At 41.2% G+C, this 16,486-nt stretch carries 18 protein-coding genes; 7 read left to right on the forward strand and 11 right to left on the reverse strand.

The window, feature by feature from the left end:
• From I2484_RS19420 to I2484_RS19450, 7 genes are all read right to left on the reverse strand, one after another.
• Positions 1-436 (reverse strand): hypothetical protein (locus I2484_RS19420; protein WP_207152721.1); only part of this gene is annotated, 436 nt, incomplete at its 3' end.
• A 72-nt stretch (positions 437-508) separates the two neighbouring features.
• On the reverse strand, positions 509-1,117 hold the full coding sequence (locus tag I2484_RS21775) for a peptidoglycan DD-metalloendopeptidase family protein (RefSeq protein ID WP_207152722.1): 609 nt from the start codon (positions 1,115-1,117) through the stop codon (positions 509-511).
• 88 nt (positions 1,118-1,205) lie between these two features.
• The gene (locus I2484_RS19430; RefSeq protein ID WP_207152723.1) at positions 1,206-1,334 is read right to left on the reverse strand and encodes a YvrJ family protein; all 129 of its coding nucleotides are present in this window, start codon (positions 1,332-1,334) and stop codon (positions 1,206-1,208) included.
• Positions 1,335-1,409: 75 nt separating this feature from the next.
• Positions 1,410-1,628 carry a DUF2922 domain-containing protein gene (locus I2484_RS19435; protein WP_207152724.1) on the reverse strand — a complete coding sequence of 73 codons (219 nt, stop codon included), beginning with the start codon at positions 1,626-1,628 and terminating at the stop codon, positions 1,410-1,412.
• A gap of 113 nt (positions 1,629-1,741) precedes the next feature.
• Positions 1,742-1,963: a DUF1659 domain-containing protein gene (locus I2484_RS19440; protein ID WP_207152725.1), complete on the reverse strand. Its 222-nt coding sequence runs from the start codon at positions 1,961-1,963 to the stop codon at positions 1,742-1,744.
• Positions 1,964-2,421: 458 nt separating this feature from the next.
• The gene (locus I2484_RS19445; protein ID WP_207152726.1) at positions 2,422-3,207 is read right to left on the reverse strand and encodes a YsnF/AvaK domain-containing protein; all 786 of its coding nucleotides are present in this window, start codon (positions 3,205-3,207) and stop codon (positions 2,422-2,424) included.
• A 100-nt stretch (positions 3,208-3,307) separates the two neighbouring features.
• The gene (locus I2484_RS19450) at positions 3,308-4,003 is read right to left on the reverse strand and encodes a hypothetical protein (protein ID WP_207152727.1); all 696 of its coding nucleotides are present in this window, start codon (positions 4,001-4,003) and stop codon (positions 3,308-3,310) included.
• A gap of 293 nt (positions 4,004-4,296) precedes the next feature.
• On the opposite strand from I2484_RS19450, the gene I2484_RS19455 reads away from it, so the two are divergent.
• From I2484_RS19455 to I2484_RS19475, 5 genes are all read left to right on the forward strand, one after another.
• Positions 4,297-4,452, forward strand: coding sequence for a hypothetical protein (locus I2484_RS19455; protein WP_207152728.1), 156 nt, complete (start codon positions 4,297-4,299; stop codon positions 4,450-4,452).
• A 168-nt stretch (positions 4,453-4,620) separates the two neighbouring features.
• Positions 4,621-4,968 (forward strand): MerR family transcriptional regulator, encoded by a 348-nt coding sequence (locus tag I2484_RS19460; RefSeq protein ID WP_207152729.1) that lies wholly within the window; start codon positions 4,621-4,623, stop codon positions 4,966-4,968.
• Positions 4,965-5,420 (forward strand): SRPBCC family protein, encoded by a 456-nt coding sequence (locus tag I2484_RS19465; protein ID WP_207152730.1) that lies wholly within the window; start codon positions 4,965-4,967, stop codon positions 5,418-5,420. The genes I2484_RS19460 and I2484_RS19465 overlap by 4 nt, the downstream gene beginning before the upstream one ends.
• An 85-nt stretch (positions 5,421-5,505) precedes the next feature.
• The gene (locus tag I2484_RS19470) at positions 5,506-6,285 is read left to right on the forward strand and encodes an Rpn family recombination-promoting nuclease/putative transposase (RefSeq protein WP_207152731.1); all 780 of its coding nucleotides are present in this window, start codon (positions 5,506-5,508) and stop codon (positions 6,283-6,285) included.
• 383 nt (positions 6,286-6,668) lie between these two features.
• On the forward strand, positions 6,669-6,938 hold the full coding sequence (locus tag I2484_RS19475; protein ID WP_207152732.1) for a hypothetical protein: 270 nt from the start codon (positions 6,669-6,671) through the stop codon (positions 6,936-6,938).
• A gap of 276 nt (positions 6,939-7,214) precedes the next feature.
• Here the strand turns inward: I2484_RS19475 and I2484_RS19480 are convergent, their stop codons facing one another.
• Both I2484_RS19480 and I2484_RS19485 read right to left on the reverse strand, forming a co-directional pair.
• Complete coding sequence (locus tag I2484_RS19480; protein WP_255551620.1) at positions 7,215-9,170, reverse strand: alkaline phosphatase family protein; 1,956 nt, start codon at positions 9,168-9,170, stop codon at positions 7,215-7,217.
• A gap of 550 nt (positions 9,171-9,720) precedes the next feature.
• Positions 9,721-11,322, reverse strand: a complete 1,602-nt coding sequence (locus I2484_RS19485) for a BCCT family transporter (RefSeq protein ID WP_207152734.1) — start codon at positions 11,320-11,322, stop codon at positions 9,721-9,723.
• Between the two features lie 621 nt (positions 11,323-11,943).
• On the opposite strand from I2484_RS19485, the gene I2484_RS19490 reads away from it, so the two are divergent.
• The gene (locus I2484_RS19490; RefSeq protein WP_207152735.1) at positions 11,944-12,099 is read left to right on the forward strand and encodes a hypothetical protein; all 156 of its coding nucleotides are present in this window, start codon (positions 11,944-11,946) and stop codon (positions 12,097-12,099) included.
• 478 nt (positions 12,100-12,577) lie between these two features.
• Here the strand turns inward: I2484_RS19490 and I2484_RS19495 are convergent, their stop codons facing one another.
• Entirely contained in the window at positions 12,578-13,831 is a 1,254-nt protein-coding gene (locus I2484_RS19495) for an amidohydrolase family protein (RefSeq protein WP_207152736.1), read from the reverse strand.
• Positions 13,832-14,148: 317 nt separating this feature from the next.
• Complete coding sequence (locus I2484_RS19500; protein ID WP_207152737.1) at positions 14,149-14,493, reverse strand: hypothetical protein; 345 nt, start codon at positions 14,491-14,493, stop codon at positions 14,149-14,151.
• A 454-nt stretch (positions 14,494-14,947) separates the two neighbouring features.
• Here I2484_RS19500 and I2484_RS19505 point away from each other — a divergent pair, with 454 nt between their 5' ends.
• Positions 14,948-16,081, forward strand: coding sequence for a TerD family protein (locus I2484_RS19505; RefSeq protein WP_207152738.1), 1,134 nt, complete (start codon positions 14,948-14,950; stop codon positions 16,079-16,081).
• Positions 16,082-16,486: the final 405 nt, after the last annotated feature.

Consider the following 16,486-nt stretch of genomic DNA (forward strand, 5'->3'; position numbering starts at 1 on the left):
CAATCCCGTAAAGTGTCCAACAAACAAGGGAGTTTCCAACGAAAGCATCGAAGTGTGCAACAGAAGCCTGGAGCTGTCCAACCAACTTCGTGAAGTGTCCAACCAATCCGGGAAAGTGTCCAACAAACAAGGGAGTTTCCAACGAAAGCATCGAAGTGTGCAACAGAAGCCTGGAGCTGTCCAACCAACTTCGTAAAGTGTCCAACCAATCCGGGAAAGTGTCCAACATACAAGGGGGTTTCCAACGAAAGCATCGAAGTGTGCAACAGAAGCCGGCAACTGTCCAACCAACTTCGTGAAGTGTCCAACCAATCCGGGAAAGTGTCCAACATACAAGGGAGTTTCCAACGAAACCATCGAAGTGTGCAACAAAGCCCGGCAGCTGTCCAACCAACTTCGTGAAGTGTCCAACCAAATTCGGAAAGTCTCCAACCAACCAGTCCTAGACTCACTAAAAAAAGCCCAATCTCTCATGGAAATGAGAAATCGGGCTTTTTAGATGCTTACTTTAACTCGGCAGCACATTATCTTTCGCCACACTTGCAAGTGCAGCTGTCGTCAACTTCCCTGGAATTCCGTCTACAACAAGTCCAAAAGCCTTCTGAAACGACTGAACCGCAGACTTTGTAGCGGGCCCGTTTAGTCCGTCCACGGCTATTTTGTAACCTACTTTGACAAGCAAGTTTTGTAGTTGTTTCACTTCAGGGTCCACAACATAACGTAGCGGATCAACTGCATTCGTAAATTTGTTATTCCAACGACCGATGTGGACCTCGAAATGAAGATGGATCCCCGTACTGTTTCCAGTCGTCCCTTTCACGCCGATACGTTCGCCCTGTTTGACAGTTTGTCCGACTTTTACACTTATTGACTGTAGATGTGCATAAACGGTTTCAATCGTCTTGCCACCTATCGAGTGGACAATCATAACCGTATTTCCATACCCATTTGTAGACGTAGAAAAAGTAACTTCCCCAGCAGCTGCCGCAACGATCGTATTGTTGAATGAAGAATTTCCGTAATCGACACCAACGTGCATCGTTCGAATATGAGTAATCGGATGGATGCGGTAACCGAAAGGAGATGTGACACGACCCTCGCATGGTTTACTAAACATTGTTTTACCCCCTTTCTCCAAATTGGCACATATAGAACCTAGCGAGTAGCCCAGCTGAAATTTTCGACGATTAACGATGGACTAACATTCACTGCATTTTTAATGAAATTAACACATCATGGATTGCAACGAGTTTTGTTTCGAGCCGGTGCAAAAGATAGAATGATACGAATATCGGAAAACCGACTTCCTGTATGAGACTCATCCATTGTTCCATCCCGTTTCCTCCTCTCGATAAATATAAAAAACCGGTCCCCAGTTCGAAAACTGGTGAACCGGTCGTTGCTACTTGTTAGCCGTTTACAAGTTCTGTTACATTGCGCTCGATAACCCGAGCGCTACCTACAGTTGCTAGTGGAGCGCCGTTGATTTCAAATACGTTCGCAGCAATGATCTCCTGCATCGCCGCTTCGATGCTTTGCGGCGTCAAATCTGTACGGGGTTCATCCACCGTCAAACTCACCTTTTTCCCGCTTGCTGTGTTGAAGTTCAATTGTAGTGTTTTAGCCATGTTTTATCCCTCCTTTCGTATTGTCTAGATTCCGGGCGCCACGTCGCTAGATTGACTTATGTCCGTCGCGTCTAGGGGCGCCCTGCGCTTTTCGTGATTAGTTAATTTGTTAATCAATCAATCAAACTCGATGTTTCCACGATATCCGCTCCGATGAACGGCAAATTTGAGAGCTGACCAAGTTGCTCCAGAGCTTTGTACAAGTTCACAGCTGGTGCATTTTCCTTGATGTTGCGGTACGTCTTCGATTTGCGGATAATCTTGCCGTCCTCTGTCAAACCACCGTCGAAGTAAACGCGGCCCGCTGCTTGTTGAAATTCGATTGTTGCTGCCATGTGAATCACCTCCTCTCACCCTTTATATAGAGTAATGGGGAGGGAAAGGGGACAGTGTTTTTAAAATGATTGGTGTTTGTTGAAAATATCTAGTGGAAATCAACTGTTTAAAGATGTACTTTAGGTAGATGGCGATGGCTAAACCATAGTAGTGGGGGGCAGCGCCCGAAATTGTATCTTCGGGCGCTTTGAAAGTTTATAGGGAAGAATCTATTCATTCATTATCAAAAGCAAGCGTATTTTTCCTCTTGATTCCAGGTTTCAGTACATAACAGGGAAGTAGCCATTAAGCGGATTTGTGAATAGCTAATACAGGATGGAGAGGTTCTTATGGCGGATTCTTCAGCGCGATTAATAATTCCTGGTAATTGAACCAGCCTCAAAAGGAATGGACGTCAATCAAGACAAGGAGCTTGCTTAAGCAGATTGTCTACTTAAGCAAGCTCCTTTTATAACGTTTAAAATCGATTACGACCCAATGGATTGTCATTTAATTCATTGTGCTCAAATCGATTGGTTTCCATTGGTTCACTGGCCGTTTCCGTGTCATGGATTTCGCGCTTGCCAACGATGATTTCTTCACTGAGGACAGGACGTTTTGTCGCTTCAATCCGTTCTTCCATGGCGGGAATATGAATGTCTTCACTATGATCAAATAATTCATCAGTAGCAGTTTCTTGAGTTACGGCGCGCCGCTCAATATGGACTTCCTCCCGCGTAATAGGCGCTTCAACCGTTTGTGTATCTTCAACAACGTGCTTAGTGATGTTCGTTTCGACCGCCTGATAGCGTTCTTCCCGTTCTGCATCCATAGCTATATTTGTATTATCATAATCATCAACGACAAGATTTGAGCCGATGTTAGGATCTGTATACCCGGTTTGAAATTCCGGCCTAGGATTTGCATAGAAATCTCCGTATTCCCGGTCCACGTAAAGCAGGATTCCACCGGCTTTGACTTCATCGAAATGGCGGTTGGATTCTTCTGCAGTGAACCCCATGTTGGTAAATGCACCTTTGACGGGTTCATCGCCGCTGAGAAAAGCTATGAATTTGTCCATCCAATTACCTTCGGGTGTGCGAAGATCGACATCTGTTTCCCCACGGACGATCGATAATGTATCCGTATTATTTGTCACAATGTAAATGTCATTATCAGAATATCCCTGTATTTTTAACTGGTCAATCTTATTCAAAATCTCGGTTTCGTTTTGGAATGTGCCTACAAACTTTTTGTCAGCCATGTCAATTTTCCTCCTAAGATTTATATTATTTTACTAGTGTTGGTGCTAGTATGTGAAATACCCTGCTATCAAAAAATAAAACCTATAGGTTGTTTTAGGCTTACTGGGGATGGATTAAAAGCTGGGGGGTGTTTAAGGAATTCGGTGAAGTGTGCAACGGAAGCATGGGGTTGTCCAACGAACCCTTCGGAGTGTCCAACAAACGGGGAGGTTTCCAACGAACTCGGCGAAGTGAGCAACGAAAGTCTGGAGCTGTCCAACGAACTTGGTGAAGTTTCCAACAAAGCCTTTGAAGTGTCCAACGAACGGGGAGGTTTCCAACCAACTCGGTGAAGTGTGCAACGAAATCTTGGGGCTGTCCAACGAACTTGGTGAAGTGTCCAACAAAGACTTTGAAGTGTGCAACAAAAGTCTGGAGCTGTCCAACGAACTTGGTGAAGTTTCCAACAAAGCCTTTGAAGTGTGCAACAAATGGGGAGGTTTCCAACGAACTTGGTGAAGTGTGCAACGAAATCTTGGGGCTGTCCAACGAACATGGTGAAGTTTCCAACAAAGCCTTTGAAGTGTGCAACAAATGGGGAGGTTTCCAACCAACTCGGTGAAGTGTGCAACCAATCCTTCGACGTGTCCAACAAACGGGGAGGTTTCCAACGAACTCGGCGAAGTGTGCAACGAAAGCCTGGAGCTTTTCAACGAACTTGGTGAAGTGTCCAACAAAGACTTCGAAGTGTCCAACAAAAGGGGAGGTTTCCAACCAACTCGGTGAAGTGTGCAACGAAAACCCGGGGCTGTCCAACCACCCCTTCGAAGTGTCCAACAAAAGCCCAGAGCTGTCCAACCAACTAAATTTCAGGTGCATGTGCGATAATGTATTCAGGTAATTCGCTACAACTTCATATATATGAACAGGAGATTAGATAGGTAACTGATTACCTGAACTCTATGGTTTTATATGCAAAAGGGTGAATTGTAGGTTTTTTTATTGCACAGGCAGACAAACGATATTTTGAGAAGACTGGGGAGCCAGGTGCTCATTGAACTTTGAAATCTATGAGTATTATGGTACACAACACTAATGGGGGCATCGTTTTGTTAAAGCAAATTGTAGGTATTGGAATGGTTTTTGGTGCAGGAATCGGAATAATCATAGGTGTGTTGTTTTCTTTAAACCTTGGTTTAACCATAGCGATTGGTTCGGCAGTGGGGCTACTAGTGGGTACTGTGATATCTAATGGTAAAGGCTAGATGTGAAATAAAAGCTATGCCTGTGCATCGCATAATTATCTCTTTTGGATTTTATACAATAGGGCGAATTGCTGGTTGTTTTTTGCGCAGGCACACAACGCTAAACAATATTTCGGTTGACTCAGTGGTGCACCCTATCCTTTAAGATTTTAGGAGGGGAGGAATTAGATGTATAAAATAAGCGAATTCAGCGAAATGACAGGATTGAGCAAGGAAACGCTACGCTATTATGAACAGGAACAGTTACTTGAACCTGCATTCGTGGATCCTTCAAACAACTACCGTTATTATGATGATGGTTCAATTTTTCTGGCAGTATTGTTGCAAAAAATCCGAAGTTTTGGCTGTAGCATTCAAGAAATGAAAGATGTCATGCGCGATGAGTCGTTTGAGAATTTAGAGGCACTATTACTAATGAAAAAACAAAGTCTGCAAATTGAGATGAGTGAAAAACAACAAAAGATAGTGGATATTGAAGCATTTATCCGAACTGGGAGAGAGGAGCTCGACGAATGATTTGGAAAGAAGAACGATTGATTGATGCCCCAATCGACGTGATCTGGGCTTTATTTGAAGAAGAACAGGCAACACGAATTATGCCGAAAGTAGTGGAGAATCGCTGGATTGATAAGAAACCTGAAATGACAGGCTCAACCTACAACCAAACTTATCAAGAAGGAAAACGAAAAGAAACGTATGTGGTGGAAATTATGGAATTTGAAGATACAGTTAATCGAAAGCATAAGCGAATTCAATTTCAACTTGCACGTGCGTTTGAAATGACTTTAGGATTTACATTGGAAAAAGTAAATGAAACACAGACAAATTTGATTTACTCGGGCTCGAACCGCGGCATCAATTTTGTAGGGCGTGCCATGCTAAAACTCGGTAGTGGAAAAAATGGTGATCAAGTGATCCATGATTTCATGGAGCGCGTCAATCTTCAAGCCATGAAAGACTTGAAATAAAGGCGATCTCAATATTTTATCGTCTAGACTCGAGCGCCTAGCCCCTCGAGTCGCTTCTGGCGGGGCTGAACAGGCGCTTGCGCTTTTGTACTTTGAACATAAAAGTTACACAGACAAAGGCATCGCTTTTCAGCTATTGAAATATATGGTGGAGATATGGGAAGCGAAAATGAACAAAGAGCGAAAAAAGCCGCTTCCAATCATCATTCCGCTCGTTATCTACCACGGTGTAGATAAATGGAACACTCCTTCGAATTTGGGCGAACTATTGCTCGGTTACGACGAACTATCCGAAAACTTGAAAGTCTACGTGCCTACCTTTGACTACTTGCTTTATAACGTATCTGTTTATACCGACGAGGAAATCAAAGGAAAAGCAAAGACAAAGATCTTATTGACGCTTCTCCGTGATATATTTACGAAAGATGGGGACAAACTAGAGCAGTCTATTATTCGCTCAATTCAATATTTGAACGAATTAGAAGACAGGCAAACGGGAACCGAGTATTTAGAAACGATCATTCGCTATATATTTAGCGCAGGTAAATCCTTAACTAAGCGCAACGTCAATAAAATGATTCACCAAATTGAAACAACCTATCCTGAAGGGAGTGAAGTAACCATGACACTAGCTGAAATGTGGATGGAAGAAGGCAGAGAAGAAGGCAGAGAAGAAGGCAGAGAAGAAGGTGGAGCAGCGGCTTTATCCGAAACTGCGATTCAACTGTTGATTGAAAAATTTGGGAAAGTCCCTCAAGACATGAAAGACGGCATCATGAATTCCGACACGACTACTTTAAAACTTGTGTTGTTCAATATTTTTAGATACGAAAGTGTAGAGGATGTTCGAAGATATATTCAATAATGCAGTTTATGAACCCGCTGTGTGAAGCAGAATAGAAGTACAGACCTTTGCAACGGATTTAGAATTTCATGTACCAATTATGTTAAATGGATAGTTGGTAATACACTACAATTGCATATTTATGTGGCATGGATTAGGTATTTAGTACAATATCTACTCTTTTTTGCATGCTTATAGAATTGGGTTAATTGTTCGTTGCACACCCACCCAATCAATAGAAAAATGCAATCCTTAACTATCTATTTATTCAGAAATTATGATACTATAGACTTATAGGAAACATGTACATTAGATTGTATATTATGTACGAGGAATTCGACCTAAGGCTAACTCACTGCACTTGAATCAGGTGTTTATTAACAAAGAGAAGGGGGGTTATCTGTATGATGAGGGCTTTTATTATATTGGGCAACAATAAAGATACTCAAGAATTGATTGATAATCTGAGAAAGAGAGATAGTGGGACGATTACAATTGTTGACGAAGATCTTGAATATGGGCTATCTAGAAAAGGGGACCTTACCTATGTAGATGGTAGTTATGTGGATAGCGTCAAGGACATGGATCTCCCCTTCGTGTATTACCACCACATACCGATAATGCAGCGTAGGGATGGGCGGAAATGGAGACGGAGTTCAAGTAGTGTGGGGTGAAAGTTGAGGGTACGGCCTATTTGGCGCAGACTTCATTTAGTACGCAACGATAAAGGCTATTCCATTACTTATTCCTAAGCCTAAATTCATATTTGAATTGGAGATAGTTAATGCCTGCACCCAACATTAATTGGAGGCAGGCACTATAAATTGGGTTGAATGACTTCTACTGAATTACAGATCCTGTACGCAAGATCTTTGTGCTTTTTCGCCATAACGACATACTTATGAACTCAAGATTATATAGGCGCATGGTTATCAAATCTCAATCAATCACTAATTCCTTTCGCCCTTAATCATTTCGGCTATAACCTTTCCGTCAACGAAATCAGGTGCTTTTAGATCCATTAACTGATATAAGGTCGGTGTGATGTCCAGTGTGGATACTTTTTCTGTAATCTTCACTTTTGAATAAGTACCGCCCGTCACATACAAAATAGGGCGTAATTCCATCCGCTTCGGATCGCCTCCGTGACTTCCGCGGTCCGCTGCTTTTTTAACTGCAGATCCGACATCATCTTGACCGATGTAATAGCCCTGCTTCGCAATAAGCAATACGTCACCGGCCTGTTCATGTTGAAGAATCTCCATGTCCTGATCCTGATCCTGATCGCCTGCTACAACTATTTTTTCAAAAGGGTTTTCTTTCGATCCAACCAACACTTGAAATAAAGATCGTTCATCCTCATTATGGAGATTTTCACGCTGCCTATGATATAAATACTTAACTCTGTTAATAAATGAGGGTTCTGTCGCTTTGAATGCTGTAAAGATATCCGCGATTTCTTTTTGAACTTCGGGGAACTCCTTTTCTGACACGATACCATTCTGTTCTCTATCCTCTAAATTAATATAAATATGTGCAATGGCGCCACTTGCGACACTGAATGCTTTCGACTTTTTAGAATCCACATTGCCGTCTTTATCTAGTAGTAAAAGACCGGCTTGCTCAAGTTCATAATTAGGCGAAATCATCGTGTGAACGGGTTCCATACCGTGATCCGAAACGATTAAAAGTCGATCGTTGTCGGTCATGGTCTCTAAAACAGTGCCAATCGTTCGGTCGGCAAGCTGATAAGACCAAGTAATGTACTCCATAAGTTTTTCTGATTTTTTCTTCGTATAACCCGGCTGCCTTGGATCTACCAATAAGTATTTATGCTCTTCATGGTCAATTTCGGGATAATAAAAGAATAGTATATCCGGTTTGTATCGTTCTTTAATATAAAGGGATGCATCGGTTGTCCACTTCGCAAAACGTTCATGGATGTCCTCATATTCCTGGCGTGTAATCCAACCCTTTTCAAGCGCCTTATCATCGTACTCGACGGGAAGAAATCCAAATTTCGATGCAATGTTTTTTTGGAATTGTTCCGGTCCATGTAGGACTGCTGAAGTGACAGCGGTCCTATAAAGTGAAACGTCTTTGAGCGTGGGATCCACACCTCTTAGCTTGAATGAAAAGCCGGCGAAGTGATTCGTATTGATTGGAAATGAAATTGAACCCCAATCGTTTTCTGAAATCATATCGTTCAAAAGACCATTTTTCTTCGTATAAAAATAAAAAGTATCATAGTCCGTTTTTTTGTTATCCGTAGAATCTGAAGCTAAAATATAGACTTTCTGATCAACGGTTTCCTTAAGTTTCAATGCGATTGTTGCTTCTTTTACAGGACTAAAACTTTCGGGAAGTTCAGTCCACTCAGTAGGTAACTTGAAATTTAGTTTATCCAAAGCATTTTCAGCCCAAGTCGTACCGAAATAAACGGCGTATGTGGCTTTATTTCCCTCCGTGGGATTCGAACCTGGGAAGAGAACAGTAGCTGTTGTTTTTCCTTGTTCCCTTGCTTCAGCCCAAATCGGTGTAGCATCAAGTGGTGAGAAAAATGCGCTTTTAGTATCAGCTAAATCCATGTTGGGCATATGCAGATGATTACTAATCATGCCCGTCATTCCAGGCTTTGCCCCAGTGGATATCGCCGCATGGGAAGCCGCCGTTAAAGAAGGATAAATCGTTCGAATATCTTCAGCCACAAGTCCGTTATTTTGCACCTTCTTAAAGTTCGGCAGCACTCCTTCGTCTATGTAGTTTTTTGTGAAATCGTGACGCATTCCGTCAAATGAAACGACCATATATGTAGGGCTGTCCAGATTATTTGCAGAAGATGAATGCGGAAAAAATAGTTGCGTCACTAAAACTAGTATACTGAAGGAAGTTAATTTTACGCCCATTTTCAAAGTTATGCACCTCTTTCGTTGTAAATAGATTCATACTACATATCCCCTTTTTTGCAATCTGCAAAACCTATTTGAAACGAGTAAACTAGTAATCTTTTTGACCAGTACATGAAGTACTAAAGCTTTGTGGGACGAAAGAATAGAGGGACATTTACCGGGGTAAAAGCCGCCAAAGATGCAATTTTGGCGGCTGAAACTTCCTATAGGTTTTGCTCTTTTTTACTAGTAAAGAAGTGTCTACTTCTTTAAGGTATCACATGATTAGGTGCGAGATCACTTCTAAACGTAAGCGGGGAATGCATTGTACGACGTGCAAAAGTGCCCGAAATTGCATCTTCGGGCACTTACACTCTCTATAGAAAGTCTACTAGTCGTTCCTATTAAACATAGCTGCATTTTGCACTTGAATAATGTAGGGAACGAGCCCTTTTCACTAGGTTTTTAGACAGAACTTTGAGTTGTCATAATTCAACCGTGTAGAGGCACGCAACAAAATGCCCGCCCCCAAAACTGATTGGAGGCAGGCACTTTAGGTAGGTGTGAATTACTTCTTCTGCTGGTTCCTTCTCTTAGAGGATGGCGGTATTGGCCTATCCGTTCCAGCTTTTATCTTCACTTGTCGTTCAACCTGTTCAAAACTTCTTATATCTACAGGCCGAACTGTAATAGGTTCTTTTTTTAATAATTTACTCATTCCGAATACAAGCAGTAGAAGGAGTACTGTGAATGGTAATGCTGCCACGAGTGATGCTGATTGCAGTGCTTCCAGACCTCCTGCGTACAATAATACTGCCGCAATGGCGGACATGAGGAATCCCCAAACCATTTTCACAATTAATGGAGGCAGTAGACTTCCGTTTGTTGTCATGCTGGCAAGAATGTATGTTGCCGAATCTGCGGAAGTCACTAGGAATGTAAATATCAAGAGAATTGCCAACGCGGACATGAGTCCCGTTAATGGCATATGTTGAAACGTTTCAAAAATGGCAGACGTGACATCTGCGTCGACAGCTTCAGCAATTTTTGTGCCGTTATTCATATCGCTGTAGAGCGCAGTTCCACCCAGTGTAGCAATCCACATACAGGCAAATACTGGCGGAAGAACCATTACGCCGATGATGAATTCCCGAATCGTTCTTCCTTTCGATACGCGTGCAACGAATGCACCTACGAAAGGGGACCATGCGATCGTCCATGCCCAATAAAATATGGTCCAATCCCGTATCCAGGTACCTCCTTGATAGGGCTGTAATCGAAAGCTGTATTGGATGAAGTTTGTTATATAATCACCAATCGCCAATGTAAAACTTTCTAAAATGAATACTTTTGGGCCGACAATAAAAAAGAATGCCAGCATTGCAATGGCTAGACCCAAATTAAAGTTGCCTAAGTAGCGAATGCCTTTATTCAAGCCACTTAAAGAAGACAGCATATAGGATATGAAGACGACTAAAATGATGATTAGCTGAACACTAAACGAGCTCTTTATGTTGAAAACGGACTCAAGCCCGCCACTCATTTGCAAGATACCGAGACCCAGTGACGTGGCAATTCCCATGACAGTCGCAATAACTGCGAAGGAATCGATTCCAATCTTCACTTTTTTGTTTTTTCCTAGCAAGGGTTCCAAAGCAGTTGAAATGAGTCCATCCTTTTTCTTGCGGAACTGTAAAAAACCAATGACTAAACCTACGATACCGAAGATGGCCCATTGGGATATGCCCCAGTGAAAAAACGAATACCCCATTGCAATCCGTCCAGCCTGTTCGGATTGAGACGCTACGCCATTAATCGGGGAAGTGAAATAATGACTCATCGGCTCTGCAACGCCCCAGAAAACAAGTCCGACTCCAAATCCGGCTGAGAATAGCATGCCGATCCACGTGAAGAAAGGAAAGTCTGGACGTTCCTCATCTCCTCCAATCCTGATTGCCCCGTATTTACTAATTGCTAGACCAGCTAAAAATACAACTATGATGAAAACCGAGAGTAAGTAGAACCACCCGAAGTTTATTGTTGTAAAATCGTATAATATATCTGCTACATGACGGAACTTAACTGGTATTGTCGCACCTAATACCACAAGCACAAAAATTACTGATGCCGAAATTGAAAATACTGGATTCTTCCAAAACTTCTTGTTCAAAGATAATCGCCCCTTATTAGTACCATAATAATGGTATACCCTAAATTACCTGCGGTCAAAGCACATTTAGCGATAATTTCAGGATCAGTGTGAAAGTTGGGATTCAGACAATTCACTAGTGCGACAAGTTTCACTATATGCGCCTTAGGCATGGAATGTGAGATATCTTGAACATGAGAAAGTTTTTGGGTGCCTGTGCACGGCACTACTTCGGGGATTCACTAGAATTACATATTTATATGGCGTGGATTAGGTACTTGCTTCAATATCTAATCTTGTTTTTATTTTTATATGATCGTGTGAATTATTGGTTGTTGCACCTAGATAATTAAGGTGGAATAAATTAGGGGCTTGGCGGTTGCTGTTCTCTTTTTCATTCAAAAAATGATATATGGAATTTCATTTCATAGAAATGTCAAAGCTTAATCGTGACTGGAAGGCAGAAAAGCTAAATCCGTGGGATGACTTGTTGGCCCGTTGGTTATTATTATTGGGAATTGTCGATCGCCGTGAAGGTAAAGTCTATGATGATATCTTTAAGGATGGAAGGCAGACTAAGAATCACCGCGTCCTGCGGCAACGTCTGCATGACCCGCTTCGTGCGGGCCTGAGGAGATTGCCATGAATGATGGAACATTACGTACAGCCTTTCAAAGTTGGGAAGCACTCAGTGGTTCACAAGAAGAAGTGCTTGCATACGAAGCCCGTCTGAAAAAAGTGTTGGATGAAGAAGCAGCCGTTCGTGAAGCTGAACTTCGTGAACAAGAAGGACGGTAAAAAGGCAGACAAGAGGAAAAAGAGATAACTGCTAGGCGTCTCTTGGCAAAAGGAGTGGATATTGATGGTGTTATCGAAGTAACAGAGTTAAATATGGAGCAGGTTCTTAAGATACAGAATGAATTTATAAACTAATAATTCATGAAAGTGGGGGAGTTTACCTGCTTTCTTTTTTTGGGTTTAGTTTTGGATAGCTCACTAAGATGTCTAATGAGCTTAAGGGGGTTTCCAACGAAACCATCGAAGCGTCCAACAAAGCCCAGCAAGTGTGCAACGAACTTAGTAAAGTGTGCAACCAACCCCGGAAAGTGTACAACAAACAAGGAGGTTTCCAACGAAACCATTGAAGCGTCCAACGAAACCATCGAAGCGTCCAACCTAGATTGTTCGTTGTCACACCGAAACCGATTTTTAACGAAAAAATCCCCCTCAACTTAGTGTCGAGGGGAATGAACTCTTTAGGGATTGTTAAGGAATCTTAGTATTGTTTTAAGAAATCTATTTCTACTTCATTTTTTCGTGGTTCGCGTCTAAACAGATAGTTACCATTTCGAATTGATGCAATTACTTCTGCACGCTCACGAATTGCTTCATAAGTATCTTGTGCATCTAAAACGATAAAGTTAGCTGGTTTTCCCACTTCAATGCCATACTCATCGTTAACTCTCATAAGGTTTGCACCGTGGTAGGTGATCAGGTTGAACGCCTTATTGATTTCATCAATATGTGTATAATGTGCTAAATGGATACCATTATCTAAAATGTTCATCATATTTCCATTGCCTAATGGATACCAGTAATCCGCAATTGAATCTTGGGCAAATGCAACGTTATTGCCATTATTTAATAACTCTTTTACTCGTGTTAAGCCACGACGTTTAGGATAACTGTCGCCACGTCCTTGTAAATGCGCGTTTTCAGTTGGACAAGAAATGAAATTAATTTTTGATTCTTTAAATAAACCTAACATTTTATTGGCGTAACTATTATCTACTGAACCGAAGCTACAGGTATGACTTGCTGTGGTATATATACCATAGTTTTTTTCCATAACGAGCGCATTTAACACTTCTAAAAATCGACTATTTGGATCATCGTTTTCATCACAGTGAATATCAATCATCACGTTATATTTTATCGCCATGTTGACAATACGTTGCAAGGATTCAACACCATGTTCATATGAAATTTCAAAGTGTGGGATCCCTCCTACTACGTCAGCGCCCATTTTAAGTGCTTCTTCCATTAAAGCTTCTGCACCTTTATACCTGAAGAAACCTTCTTGAGGAAATGCCACAATTTGTAATGTAACGATATCTTTCAATTCTTCTCGCAGTTTAATTAAAGCTTTCATCCCAGTTAAATTGGGATCAGTAATATCTACATGTGTACGGATGAATTGAACCCCATTACTCAATTCTTTTTGAATTCCTTTAATCGCACGCTCACGCACCATTTCTTCAGTCAAAGATTTCTTATTATCACTCCAACGCTGAATACCTTCAAATAACGTCCCTGAAACATTCGCATTTCCTTCTCCTATACCTGAAAAGATATAATCTAAGTGTAAATGAGGGTCAACATAAGGCGGCAACACCAAACAGCCTTTTAAATCAATCACTTCATCTGCGTTGTTTAAATTATTACCGATTGCTGTAAATTGACCGTTTTCTACTAAAAATTCATGGGATTCTGGGTCCCCATATATATTCGCATTAATAAATTTCTTCATTTAGTCATCACTCCTTTACTCATTCTAATACACTAAATCGTTAAATTGCAATGAAAGCCATTATACCAATGACAACATGAATGAAAGGGGGAATTAGGCTTGATTTCAGGTACCTGCGTGGGGCTATTGCAAAGTTAACTACCATTACGTATATAAGGAATGTAGTAGGTATTTACATCAATAGTTTAATTTCCATTTCAGGTACCTATGCATGAACTTATTCAGTATGTACATTACAATCTCGTGATAATATAATCAAAATCAGGTTTATTGGTGTTTGTCTGACTACCTTGATTTTATCCAATTAAACGGAACTTTTACTGAAGAATACGAGGATTCCCCTCCATCAATTCGTAGTCATATCCGTTTTGAACCATTAACAACTCCAGTGCGGTTAGGCTTGGCAGCCGATTTGCAAATGAAACCGCAGACTCATGACTTGGAAATACAAATGCCTCTAGTTCGAAGTCGAAAACAAAATCATCCTTCTCCTGCCTCGACATATACACCCTCACAATATGACCCATACCATCCGCTGACATATCATGAATCATAGTCAATACTCTCGCGTCATTGATAGCAGGACAAAGTAAGACGTCGTGAACTTTATATTCACCTGGTAAACCTTCTGGTAATTTGAGATCGAAACTTTTTTTGGTCATATAAATCCCTCGCATTTCATATTTTTGGACAATAAATCGAATAGTCTAACTACCATTATCTCATAACTTGGCCCAAATAATAGGTAAAATTTAAACTTATGTGGTGAATTAGCACAATTTAATAATTCGATAGGTATGTATGTAATGGATTTTATTGAGAGGAAAGTGATAGAATAGACTTATAAGTTAGATTTAAATACTCTTTTAGATTTGGAATAAATTCAGGTTATCTATGCCGATAAATGACTAGAAGTACATATGTATAAGCCGTGGATTAGGTATTTACTTCAATATCTAAGCTTCTTTTACCTTTTATGCAATTTCGTTCGTCGTTGCACAGGTGCCGATTTTTAAGAAGAGGGGGAAGCGTAAAATGGGGTATTCACCTATCTACTGGATGCGGACCCCGTTTTGCGCTTACGTTAGGACTAGATAATACATAGGGAGCGAAAACATGAATATTTCACGAGGTCAAAAAGTTGATGTAACGAAAAATTCAGCAATTACTAATATTGTTGCCGTCATGGAATGGACGACCGCAAACAAAGAAATGGAAATCGACGGGGCGGCATTCTTGTTAGAGGAAAGTGGACTTTGTAAAAATGATGAGAGCTTTGTATTTTATGGACAGCCTTCAAGCAAAGAGGGATCCGTAAAGCATGTTGGTACTACAAATAGGCAAAGTGAAATCCATTTATCTTTGAACGAGATTCCAGATACTATTCATAAAGTCGCACTTACCTTAACAATTCATGAGGGAGAGAACAAAGGGGAAAGTTTTAGTGCAGTTTCTTCCGCCAACTTAATTTTGAAAGATCGATTGAGTGGGGAAGTATTGTTTTCATTTACTTTCGGGGAAGAACTACAGCAAGAGACCGCCATTGTCGTTGGTGAATTCTATCGGCATAACGGCGAATGGAAACTGAACCCAGTCGGGAGTGGCTTCGATGGCGGACTTCCTTCATTATGCGGGAATTACGGGTTGGATGTAATGAATGAAGCCACCATTCCTGTGCCTGTTGAGAAAAAAGAAATAGTGAAACCTTTAATCGTTACACTGAAAAAGAAAGAAACTATATCGATCAAGAAAACGGCTAAAGTAGTGGCGACACTGGAATGGAAAAGTAAAAAGGATTTGGATTTATACTGTTTTTACGTCACGAAAGATGGACAAGAGGGAAAAGTGTATTACAAAAATCTAGGCAGCTCTAGTAAGCCGCCATTCATCACACTGGATGGCGACTCGAAGGATTCTGGGAAAGAGACGGTTACCGTTCATAATCCATCACAGCTAAGCTATGTTTTGTTTGCAGCGTACAGCGCGCTCTCCAATGGCTTCGGCAGTTTCAAAGCTATGAAAGCAATAGCAGTTGTCGATAATCAGATGGGACAAAAAATCACAACTCCATTATTCGAAAATAATAAGTTTGCATACTGGGTAGCGATCGCCAAGATTGAATTCACAGATATGGACGAAATGAAAGTAAGCCATGTGGAGACCTACTCGAAATTTGGCGCAGAAAGATCCCCTCTCTTATATAAAGACGGAACGTTTAAAATGAATGTGGGACCTGTTGAATTTAAATAGGGACTGTTAGATTCCGGTAGTGTCAGGTATTTGCGCATGAAGCTATACCGGGGATTCACTACAATTACATATTTATAAGGCGTGGATTAGGTATTTTTTATACTACCTAATCTTTTTTGCGTTTACGTGGAAGTGAGTGAATTGTTCGTTGTTGTTTGTTGCACAGGCACCGATTTTTTGGAGGTTTCCAACAAACCCTATGGAGTGTCCAACAAAGGCCGGGGGCTTTCCAACCAATCCGGCCAAGTGTCCAACGAAATCCTCAAAGTGTGCAACCAACGGGGAGGTTTCCAACAAACCCTCTGAAGTGTCCAACCAACTTGCGCAAGTGTCCAACGAAAGCCTCAAAGTGTCCGACCAACGGGGAGGTTTCCAACCAACCCTCTGGAGTGTCCAACGAAAGCC

The sequence above is a fragment of the Sporosarcina sp. E16_8 genome (assembly GCF_017347095.1).
Taxonomy (GTDB): Bacteria; Bacillota; Bacilli; order Bacillales_A; family Planococcaceae; genus Sporosarcina.

Excerpts from the sequence above, each read along its gene's own strand:
- I2484_RS21775 (WP_207152722.1), bottom strand. The coding sequence starts at position 1,117 with ATGTTTAGTAAACCATGCGAGGGTCGTGTCACATCTCCTTTCGGTTAC.
- I2484_RS19430 (WP_207152723.1), bottom strand. The coding sequence starts at position 1,334 with ATGGAACAATGGATGAGTCTCATACAGGAAGTCGGTTTTCCGATATTC.
- I2484_RS19435 (WP_207152724.1), bottom strand. The coding sequence starts at position 1,628 with ATGGCTAAAACACTACAATTGAACTTCAACACAGCAAGCGGGAAAAAG.
- I2484_RS19440 (WP_207152725.1), bottom strand. The coding sequence starts at position 1,963 with ATGGCAGCAACAATCGAATTTCAACAAGCAGCGGGCCGCGTTTACTTC.
- I2484_RS19445 (WP_207152726.1), bottom strand. The coding sequence starts at position 3,207 with ATGGCTGACAAAAAGTTTGTAGGCACATTCCAAAACGAAACCGAGATT.
- I2484_RS19460 (WP_207152729.1), top strand. The coding sequence starts at position 4,621 with ATGTATAAAATAAGCGAATTCAGCGAAATGACAGGATTGAGCAAGGAA.
- I2484_RS19465 (WP_207152730.1), top strand. The coding sequence starts at position 4,965 with ATGATTTGGAAAGAAGAACGATTGATTGATGCCCCAATCGACGTGATC.
- I2484_RS19475 (WP_207152732.1), top strand. The coding sequence starts at position 6,669 with ATGATGAGGGCTTTTATTATATTGGGCAACAATAAAGATACTCAAGAA.
- I2484_RS19480 (WP_255551620.1), bottom strand. The coding sequence starts at position 9,170 with ATGGGCGTAAAATTAACTTCCTTCAGTATACTAGTTTTAGTGACGCAA.
- I2484_RS19490 (WP_207152735.1), top strand. The coding sequence starts at position 11,944 with ATGAATGATGGAACATTACGTACAGCCTTTCAAAGTTGGGAAGCACTC.
- I2484_RS19495 (WP_207152736.1), bottom strand. The coding sequence starts at position 13,831 with ATGAAGAAATTTATTAATGCGAATATATATGGGGACCCAGAATCCCAT.
- I2484_RS19500 (WP_207152737.1), bottom strand. The coding sequence starts at position 14,493 with ATGACCAAAAAAAGTTTCGATCTCAAATTACCAGAAGGTTTACCAGGT.
- I2484_RS19505 (WP_207152738.1), top strand. The coding sequence starts at position 14,948 with ATGAATATTTCACGAGGTCAAAAAGTTGATGTAACGAAAAATTCAGCA.